Source organism: Oleiphilus sp. HI0043, from assembly GCF_001634935.1.
On record NZ_LWEY01001600.1, the window covers coordinates 62,140 to 71,678 of the forward strand.

The 9,539-nt window shown below is 42.7% G+C and carries 8 protein-coding genes; all 8 read left to right on the plus strand.

The window, feature by feature from the left end; translation table 11 throughout:
• The first annotated feature begins 33 nt into the window (after window positions 1-33).
• Window positions 34-1,335, plus strand: coding sequence for a phenylacetate--CoA ligase family protein (locus A3729_RS23920; RefSeq protein WP_156498100.1), 1,302 nt, complete (start codon window positions 34-36; stop codon window positions 1,333-1,335).
• Window positions 1,332-2,477: a glycosyltransferase gene (locus A3729_RS23925; RefSeq protein WP_068515642.1), complete on the plus strand. Its 1,146-nt coding sequence runs from the start codon at window positions 1,332-1,334 to the stop codon at window positions 2,475-2,477. The genes A3729_RS23920 and A3729_RS23925 overlap by 4 nt, the downstream gene beginning before the upstream one ends.
• A 60-nt stretch (window positions 2,478-2,537) precedes the next feature.
• Entirely contained in the window at window positions 2,538-3,167 is a 630-nt protein-coding gene (locus A3729_RS23930; protein ID WP_068508504.1) for a polysaccharide deacetylase family protein, read from the plus strand.
• Window positions 3,168-3,169: 2 nt separating this feature from the next.
• Complete coding sequence (locus A3729_RS23935) at window positions 3,170-4,357, plus strand: glycosyltransferase family 4 protein (RefSeq protein WP_068515645.1); 1,188 nt, start codon at window positions 3,170-3,172, stop codon at window positions 4,355-4,357.
• Window positions 4,358-4,371: 14 nt separating this feature from the next.
• The gene (locus A3729_RS23940; RefSeq protein WP_068515648.1) at window positions 4,372-4,899 is read left to right on the plus strand and encodes a serine O-acetyltransferase; all 528 of its coding nucleotides are present in this window, start codon (window positions 4,372-4,374) and stop codon (window positions 4,897-4,899) included.
• A 100-nt stretch (window positions 4,900-4,999) separates the two neighbouring features.
• Window positions 5,000-6,067, plus strand: a complete 1,068-nt coding sequence (locus A3729_RS23945) for a glycosyltransferase family 2 protein (protein ID WP_197476022.1) — start codon at window positions 5,000-5,002, stop codon at window positions 6,065-6,067.
• A gap of 30 nt (window positions 6,068-6,097) precedes the next feature.
• Window positions 6,098-7,264, plus strand: a complete 1,167-nt coding sequence (locus A3729_RS23950; RefSeq protein WP_197476023.1) for a hypothetical protein — start codon at window positions 6,098-6,100, stop codon at window positions 7,262-7,264.
• Between the two features lie 228 nt (window positions 7,265-7,492).
• Window positions 7,493-9,539 (plus strand): hypothetical protein (locus tag A3729_RS33415; RefSeq protein WP_197476024.1); only part of this gene is annotated, 2,047 nt, incomplete at its 3' end.

Consider the following 9,539-nt stretch of genomic DNA (forward strand, 5'->3'; position numbering starts at 1 on the left):
AGAACATTATTATATCCGCTTTATGAAACACATATGGCTAAGCGTAAGACGCTTGCTTATGTTCATGAGTACCAAGAAAACCAAAATCGTTCTCTATCTACTCTGGAGTCTATTCAACTAGATAAGCTTCGAGCCTTGCTGGTTCATACTTATGAGAATTGTGCTTTTTATCAGTCGCAGTGGGATCAGATTGGATTTGACCCCGCCGCTGTAGAGAGTGTCAAAGACCTTGAGGTATTACCTGTACTTGATAAAGATGTTATTCGTGATAACTACGAAGGCTTTGTAGCAGCTACACATAAAGGGAAGAACATTAAGAAAGCTACCGGAGGTTCATCCGGTGTGCCGTTCAGGTTTGAATTGGATCAAGAAAGTAATGAGCGCCGGCAAGGAGTCATGTGGAGAGGGTATGGAAACCTTGGTGCCGGGCTTGGTGTTAAATCACTTTATTTGTGGGGAGCGAACATTGCGCCTGTTGGTGCTAAGTCAGCCCTTAAAGATAAGCTTTATCACGCTTTCTATAATCGAAAGATATTAAACTCTTTCGAAATGACGGCATATAACTTGGGAACTTATGTTGAGCAGATTAACGCCTACAAAGCTGAGGCAATAGTTTCTTATGTCAACCCTTTGGTAACGTTGGCAGATTATATTATCGAGAATGATATAACCATTAAATCACCTAAGTCGATTTTGACTGGCGCCGAACCATTATATGAGTTTCAGCGGGAAAAAATCGAAAGAGCTTTCCGAGCGCCAGTATATAATACTTACGGTTGTCGGGAGTTTATGTTGATTGGTTCGGAGTGCAAAGAAAAGAATGGTTTGCATACAAATATTGATCACCTTGTTGTAGAGCTGTTGGGAGATCAAAATAAAGTGATTTCTGAAGCCGGAGTGTCTGGTGATGTGGTGGTAACCGACTTGCACAATTACGGCTTTCCACTTATTCGGTATCGAAATGGGGATCGTGCGACGATTTCTTCTGCTACCACTTGTCAGTGTGGTTCGCCTTTCCCGCTGCTTCAATCTATTGATGGCCGTAAGCTGGACGTGATTAAGACGCCCGATGGGAGAACTATTCCGGGCGAGTTTTTTCCTCATTTGCTAAAGGATTTCACCAGTATCAAACAGTTTCAGGTTGTGCAAAATACCTTGGATAGTGTTGATATTTTCTTGGTTTTATTTTCGGAGGATTCTGATCAGTTAAAACGAGTCAAACACTTAGTTGAAGAAAATGTTGGTAGCGAAGTGCTTGTGAATATTGAACTCGTTCCTGAGATCGCCTTAACATCAAGTGGTAAGCTGAGAGTCACTATCAGTAATTTATCATGAAGCTTCTTATCGTTACGAACTTATACCCACTGCCATGGGAACCGAATCGCGCAACTTTTAATAAGCAGCAGTTTGACCGCTTGGCAGAGCGGCATGAGCTTACACTTATCGTCCCAATTGCTTGGCCAGAATATCTTCGCAAGAGAGCGCAGATTAGTTCCTATTCTGCCAGCACTAAATACACAGTTAAGTATATTTGCTATTGGTATACGCCGAAGCTATTTCAGCAGCATTTCGGTCATTTTATGTTTTGGTCGGTCTTAAAAGGCGCGAGGGAGTTAATTTCCTTTTCAGATTTTGATGCAGTGCTAGGTAGTTGGGCGCATCCTGATGGTTTTGTTGCGCAAAAGCTCTCATATAGGCTGAAGCTACCTTATTTTATTAAGGTGCACGGCAGTGATATCAATGTGCTGACAGAGGATAAGAATAGAAATAAACAGATTCAACAAGTATGCAAAGGGGCTACGCATATTTTTACGCCCTCTGATGCTTTGCGGCTTAAGGTTTGTGGCTTGGGAGTTGAGAAGTCTAAGGTAACCAGAGTATACAACGGTGTTGATAATAAGTTGTTTTATCCAGAGGAAATAGCGTCAAATCCTTATTTCTTATTTGTCGGAAACCTTAAAAAAGATAAAGGTGTGTTAGACCTCCTAGATGCGTATGATGGCTATGTAAAAAGTGGAGGGAGTAAACTATTAAAGTTTATTGGTGATGGCGCTATGAGCCCGGTATTGGCTGAAAGAGTCGCTGCTTATGGCTTAGAGGCCAAAGTTTCTATGTTAGGAGCCCTAAAGCATGCTGATACAGCAAAGTATATACGCCAAAGTGGTTTGTTAATACTTCCTTCGTATCATGAGGGAGTTCCAAATGTACTGCTTGAGGCTGCAAATTGTGGCGTACCGGTAGTTTCTACTCGAGTAGGTGGCATTCCAGAAGTGGTTAAGGATGGAGTTTCAGGTATTTTAATCGAAGCAGGCGATTGTGAGGCCTTAACTAAAGCTATGGTGGACTTTGATCTGAATACTGCTTGCTGGAATAGAGAAGTTATTAAGGCTCACGGAAACCTGTTTTCATGGCCAAAGAATGTAAATGAAATTGACCAAATTATATGTAAAGCAGTACAAGGAAGTTCGGATGCATAATAGCCGTAATGTAATATTGATTTGTAATTATTCCAAAAAAATTGGACAGAGTATATTTACGTGTTGAAGCAACTTTTAAAGACGTTAGTAGCTAAACTGCTTCCCTCATCAGTTTTATTGCTGAAGGGGGCGTCAGGAGAGGCTTCTGTTTACCTGACTTTTGATGATGGTCCAACGCCTAATGTTACCGATAAGTTGTTTAGCTTATTAGAAAAGCATAATGCTAAGGCGACATTTTTTGTAATTGGGAAAAAACTAGAACAACACTTCGAAATTGGGAAGAGCTTGGTAGAAGCTGGTCATGTGGTGGGTAACCACTCTTATGACCATATTGATTTTGGGCGTTTGCCTCTAGGTAAACAGCTAAAACAGGCAAATGATGCGGATGCTTGGATTAGTAAGCTGGAACAGTCGGGTTCCAGGTTGTTTCGGGCGCCGCAAGGGCGCTGGAGTTTTGGTTTGCTGTTTTCGTTAGTGAAAAACAAATTTCGTCCAGTGCATTGGAGCTACGATTCATTAGATTATTCCAATCTGAGTGCTGATCAGATTGTTGAAAACTTTAAGCAGAAACCGGTTGTAAATGGTGAAATTCTTTTATTTCACGACGACGCTGAGAAGTGTGTGCAGGTGCTAGAGATAATGCTTCCTCTATGGGAGAAGCAAGGGATTCAGTTTAAGGTGATTAGTTAATTATGAACATAGTTTACCATCATAGAACTCGTGGGCATGGTGCTGAAGGTGTCCATATTATGGGAATCGTCAATGCATTTAGAAAGATGGAACACCAAGTAACACTTCTTTCTCTTCCAGGCTCAGACCCGGAACATAAGGAAGAGCAGGTCTCTGGAAATAGTGTAAAGCAAGAAAGGGCTCCTTCCTTGATGTCTAGAATGCTCCATAAGCTAATGGAGATGACTAAGTATGTGCCTGAGTTTGTTTTCGAATTGATAGAACTTGCCTATAACCTAATCGCTTATATGCGGGTAGGTAAACAGCTTAAATCTCAAAATGCTGACATGTTATATGAGAGATATTCACTATTCATGTTTGGCGGTGTGTTGAGAGCTAGAAGGCTTGGTATTCCGGTTATTCTTGAAGTGAATGATGCTGCAATCGTTGAGCGGGTGCGGCCTTTGTTTTTTAAGGGGTTGGCTCGAAGAGTAGAAAAATGGGTGTTTAAGAAATGTGATGGGGTAGTGTTCATCTCTACTAATTTCAAAAACACTGTTGAGCGTGAACACGGAGTGATTGCCCCCAGTGTTATTTGCCCAAATGCGGCGGATATTGAACAATTTACCTTAGCTGGGGTAGATCGAACTCAAGTCAAAAAAGATCTAGGGCTCGAAGGCAAGGCGGTTTGCGGCTACGTTGGGGCCTTTGTTTACTGGCACGGCATTGATTGGTTTGTCAAAGAAATCGCACCTCGTTTAGCTGCTGAGCCTCAATTAGCTTTATTGTTGGTCGGTGATGGTGTTGTGTTTGAAGAGATCTTGGCTGTTGTGAGGGATAATGGTCTACAGGGGCAAGTGATTATGCCAGGTCGTGTGCCACATGAAAAAGTTGGGGATTATATTGCTGCAATGGATTATGGCATCCTTCCTGATTCCAATGAATACGGTTCGCCAATGAAGCTTTTTGAGATGATGGCGATGGGGGTTGCCTTGGTTTCGCCGTCATTCGAACCGATTGCAGAAGTCGTTGAAGATGGGGGAACTGGTTGGCTATTCCCCCCAAATGACAGAAAAAGTGCGGTTGAAAAGGTCATTGAACTATCAAAAGATACTCAAAATATCGAAAGAGTTGGCGAGCAGGCTGAGTCTTATATTCGTGATGAAAGGCAATGGACACATAATGTTCAGAAAATTTTAACGTTATTGTGAGGTCTTAGGTTTCGATGCTTAAATTGTTTCTTCAGGATATGCGCTATAAACAGAAGGTATTTGCTGATGATGGCGCCCCGGTAAGTTTGTTAAAAATATTCTTGAGTGATGGTACCTGTGCCAACTTTTTATACCGCTTGATGCAGGCTTGTTCGTCGTCTCGCCTGGGTTTGCCCTTCGCATTGTTGTTTCAATATCTGAATAAGTTACTTAACCAATGCGTTATTGGTTTAAGGGCTGATTTTGATAAAGGTTTTGTGCTGATGCACCCCGTTGGTGTTGTCATCAATTCCAATGTTCAAGGTGGACAGCGGATAGTCGTCGAGAGTGGTGTTGTAATCGGCGGTGAAAAAGGAAAAACACCTTGCCTGGGGGGAAATATTTTTATTGGTGCTGGCGCGAAGGTTATTGGTGGTGTCAGTGTAGGGGATAATACCAAAGTCGGTGCGAATGCTGTCGTGGTGAAGGATGTGAGTCAAGGGGATACAGTTGTTGGTATTCCTGCTAAGCCTGTTAAAAGAGTGAAAAAGATTGATGCTTGAAATGATATTTTGGATATCTCTCGCTTTAGTGGTTTATAGCTATGCGCTATATCCGCTTGTACTAATTTGCTTGAGCAGTTTCCGGCAGGCCAAAAAAGATATGTCATTTGTCCTGAAGAAAGACTCTAGAAGAGCAGATAATGTGCTTGAGAGTGATTTACCTGCTGTGGGTGTGATTATATCTGCCTTCAATGAGAGCGACTGTATTGCTGACAGAGTTAAAAACCTTCAAGAATTAAATTATCCAAAAGATAAAATTAAGTATTATATTGGCTCTGATGGTAGTAAAGATGATACCTCAAGCATTTTGTCAGCTATTGAAGATCCAAACCTGGTATTCATTGATTTTGAGGAAAATCGTGGTAAAGCTTCTGTTTTAAATGACTTGGTAAATCAAGCTGAAGAGGAGTTGCTAGTTTTTTCAGATGCGAATACAGAGTTTCAGGCGGATTCTATTCGTATGCTCGTGCGGCATTTTCAAGGGGATAACCAGGCTGACGCAGTGTGTGGAGAGCTGGACCTATATGCGGAAGAGACTGGTGAAAACTTAGATAGTGCCTACTGGCAGTATGAAAGAATATTGAAGTTTAATGAGTCTAGAATTTCGGCTTTATTAGGGGCAAATGGAGCGATTTACCTTATTCGTAAGCAGCTTTATAAGCCGATACCTCCCGACACTGTAGTAGATGACTTTACGATTGTTTTTCAGGTTGCTGTCGATGGCGGCGTTGTTAAATACGAGCCTGAAGCGGTTGCTCGTGAAGAGGTTGCGCCTTCTTCAGCTGATGAATATAAGCGTCGTGTTCGAATTGGTGCTGGAAATTTTCAGGCTTTCAGTCGCTTTTTGGCAGTGCTGAGTCCTCAGTATGGTGCCTTATGGTTCTCATATATCTCTCATAAAGTACTTCGCTGGCATGCACCGCATTTATTGCTTGTTGCCTTTTTCTGTTCGTTGGTTCTTTCATTTAACTCTTTCTTATACTCAAGTTTATTCATTATTCAGTTATTAGTTTATTTTGCTAGTTACCGTTGTAGAGACTCACTGATTTCAAACAAGTTGGTCAAGCTGGTTATCTTTTGGGTGAATATGAATTTTGCTTTAGGGCACGGAGCTTTGCGCTACTACAGTGGTGGTGTTAAAGGAACATGGGATAGCACAAATCGCTAAGGTTAGGCTTAGAAAAGGAAGGGGAATATTTTGTTTGGTTTGATTAGTGGTCTGGTAGTGTTATGTCTAGCGGTGTTCGCATTGGCTGTTGTCATGATACGAAAAAAGAACATGCACATATGGTTGGGGCATTATATTTCTATCAGGCTTAAAGGTAAGCCAAAGGTAGATGGGCCAGTGCACATCATGTTTTGTTTTGTGGATCACTATGAACCTCAGTGGGGGCGCCCGAATAGTCTAGAGGTTGAGCGGCAACGAGTTGATCGTTGGCATCAGGAGTATCCTGCTGCTTTTGGCCATATTCTAGATGCTGATGGTTGCTTGCCTAAGCATAGTTATTTTTACCCTGAAGAAGAATATCGTAAAGAACACTTGGATAAGTTGCAGGACCTTTGTGCTCAAGGTTTTGGTGAGCTTGAAATACATTTGCACCATGAAGATGATACGAGTGATAACCTGCGTGAAACATTGACTCGTTTTGCAAAAACCTTAAATGAAGAGCATGAAGGCTTGGCTGTTAATCCGGAAACTGGTTTGCTCTCTTATGGTTTTATTCATGGCAACTGGACTTTGGATAATTGTCATCCGGAAGGTAAATGGTGTGGGGTCAACGACGAGTTGATTGTGCTAAAGGAAACAGGTTGCTACGCAGACTTTACCCTGCCTTCTGCTCCCAGTGAGACCCAAACCTCAACGGTAAACTCGATATATTATGCTACTGACGACCCATTGCGGCCTAAGTCTCATGATAAAGGAGTGAAGGTAAAAGTGGGGCGTGAGTCATCTGGTGATTTGATGATTATCCAGGGGCCTCTGTGCCTGAACTGGAAAGAGAGAAAATGGGGGGTTATGCCGAAAATAGAAGCGGGTGATGTTCGCAAGTCAATACCCCCTTCTGAACACCGTGTTGATATGTGGGTGGATCAACATATTCATGTTGAGGGGCGGCCGGAATGGGTATTCGTCAAAATACATACACATGGTACGCAAGAGATGGATATCGATACATTGTTAGGTGAACCTACAGTAAAAATGTATGAGTACCTGGCTTCAAAATATAATGATGGCGAGAAGTATAAGATGCATTTTGTTTCATCAAGAGAAATGTATAACATCGTAAAAGCTGCAGAAGCAGGAAAGACGGGTAACCCTAATAAATTCCGAGATTTCTTGATACCTAAGCCTAAGGGGGTTTAAAAAAGCTTGTCATTTTATTGACGTATTTAGGTGTCATTAGTGTTGGCTATTCGTCGCGCAGTGTGTTGAATTAGTCTAAGTAAAATGCTTTTAAGAGCGTTAGAGTAGTGGTTACAAAATTAATGTATTTTTTGCTAGATATGTCTGCAGCTTGACCTACTTTTGTTATGTAAGGGTCAAACTTTTTTACATTTGTCATTCGTTAAGAATTTTAAGAGGTACATCACGATGAAAGCTTTAAGATCGTGTTTTATGAGATATAGTGCTGGAGCATGTCTACTCATAGCGGGGACATCAGTTCATGCGTTAAATACGCAGATCACCTTACAAGCTGATAGTGAAGTAACGCCGACAAACTCTGAGGTCGTCACCTTTGGTTTGCCTCTGGCAGCGGGTGAAGTGACTGATATTTCGGAAATCAAGGTTCTGAATGGTTCAACGGAATTAGCAGCCTACGTTGAAGGTGGCTTACGTTACCATTGGTCTGATAACTCTATTCGTTCGGTGACAATCCAGCTGCAAAATGTCGATATGACCGGTGGTAATATAGACCTGACAATTACAGATGGTGGTGCAGCAGTCACACGCTTGTCTGAAGTTGCACACTCTCTAGGTTGGGCGGCTGCAGGCGCAGATAAAAATAACCTGCCTTACCCACGAATTTTTGCCTTGCACGATACAAGCTATTTGTCCGAGTCAGGCCTGATTCCTCCTTATGTGCCCTCAAGTGGTTCGTCAGACGGTTTTGAGCAATACCAAGTAGGGCAGTTCGAAAATTGGGCTGGTGGGCTTGATTATAGCGCTTCCAGTGGAGGTAATTGGTTGTTTGATCGATCAAGTGCCATGTTCAAAGCGTATATGTCTACTGGGCGGGTAGAATTCTTAAAAGAGGCATTCCTATCGAAGCAGTTCTACTTCTCGCATGTGCGGAATGATGGAACGGCCCCGGCAATGGCTGGTGGTGATGGTTGTTTTACATTTGGTGGTGTTGCTTGTGCTGATGGGAAATATATTGCTCCGCAGCAGGCTAAATTGAGCTGGGCCCTTACTGGCGATGATAGTCAATGGGATGATCCATTAATTACCAATATGGCGTTACAATCTGACTTGGGATGGAATCAATATGGTACGAGAGACACCTTTAATAACGAGAATGAAGGTTTTACTGAGCGCGGGGCAGGTATAGCAGGACTAGCAGAGATTAATGCCTATGAAATGACGGCTGATTCAACGGTTTTAGCTCACCTTAATGAGCGAATTAACTCTCTGAAAGATATGCAGCAAACTGAAAAAACCTGGGATGTAGAAAATGGTTGGACACCGAAAAGTGGTGGCTTTACTCATAATATCGATGTTCACGAAGGTGTGCATAATGAGGGGAGTGCACCATTAGGTGATAGTAGCTCTAGAGGCTTCTCAGCATGGATGACTGAGAATATCGTAGATTTCCTCTGGCAAGCTTACTGGATAACAGGAAATACCGATGCGCCAGAAATGCTAAGACGCATCGCGTCTGCAGTTGAAAATTATGGCTTTACCTCGAATTACAATTCAGAGCTAGGACAGTATGTAAGGAAGGAGGGTTTTACCGGGTATAATAAAACTAAGAGCTGTAATACTACCGGTGCCGAAACAGACTTAGTTTACATGGCGAGTGCTCATGCCCCGTTATCATCTCGGATTAGTGATGACTGGTGGCCCTATTACTCTGATACACATAATATTGAAACAGTTTTGACTCTCGGTGCAGGTTACTACTTTGAAACCGATGAGGCTAAAAAGGTTCAGCTTTCTACTCGAATCGGTAAGATTATCGAAGGCTGGGTAAACCCGAACTGCGCAGAGGTCTTTAGCAATGTTTATAGGCTTTTCAATTGGCAGCATCGTTCTAACTCTGTTCGTACATGGCAGTGGGTTGCAGAGCAAAGTGGCGTAGAGGTTGTGACTCCAGCACAAAGTTTACCACTGGCTCCAGGTTTATTTGTGGCTCGAATAGTTAGTACAGGTGGTACGGATTCTGGCAGCACAGGTGGTACAGATTCCGGCAGCACAGGTGGTACAGATTCCGGCAGCACAGGTGGTACAGATTCTGGCAGCACAGGTGGTACAGATTCTGGCAGCACAGGTGGTACAGATTCTGGCAGTACAGGTGGTACAGATTCTGGCAGTACAGGTGGTACAGATTCTGGCAGTGCAGGTGGCGATATCATCCCTGTTTTTGTAGCGACGGCATCTTGCTCGGCTGGGGATGATCCTCACTGGCAATGTGGTGGTC

What these genes read in the sequence shown, in the direction of transcription:
- A3729_RS23920 (WP_156498100.1), top strand. Translation starts at nt 34, where the DNA reads ATGGCTAAGCGTAAGACGCTTGCTTATGTTCATGAGTACCAAGAAAAC.
- A3729_RS23925 (WP_068515642.1), top strand. Translation starts at nt 1,332, where the DNA reads ATGAAGCTTCTTATCGTTACGAACTTATACCCACTGCCATGGGAACCG.
- A3729_RS23935 (WP_068515645.1), top strand. Translation starts at nt 3,170, where the DNA reads ATGAACATAGTTTACCATCATAGAACTCGTGGGCATGGTGCTGAAGGT.
- A3729_RS23940 (WP_068515648.1), top strand. Translation starts at nt 4,372, where the DNA reads ATGCTTAAATTGTTTCTTCAGGATATGCGCTATAAACAGAAGGTATTT.
- A3729_RS23945 (WP_197476022.1), top strand. Translation starts at nt 5,000, where the DNA reads ATGTCATTTGTCCTGAAGAAAGACTCTAGAAGAGCAGATAATGTGCTT.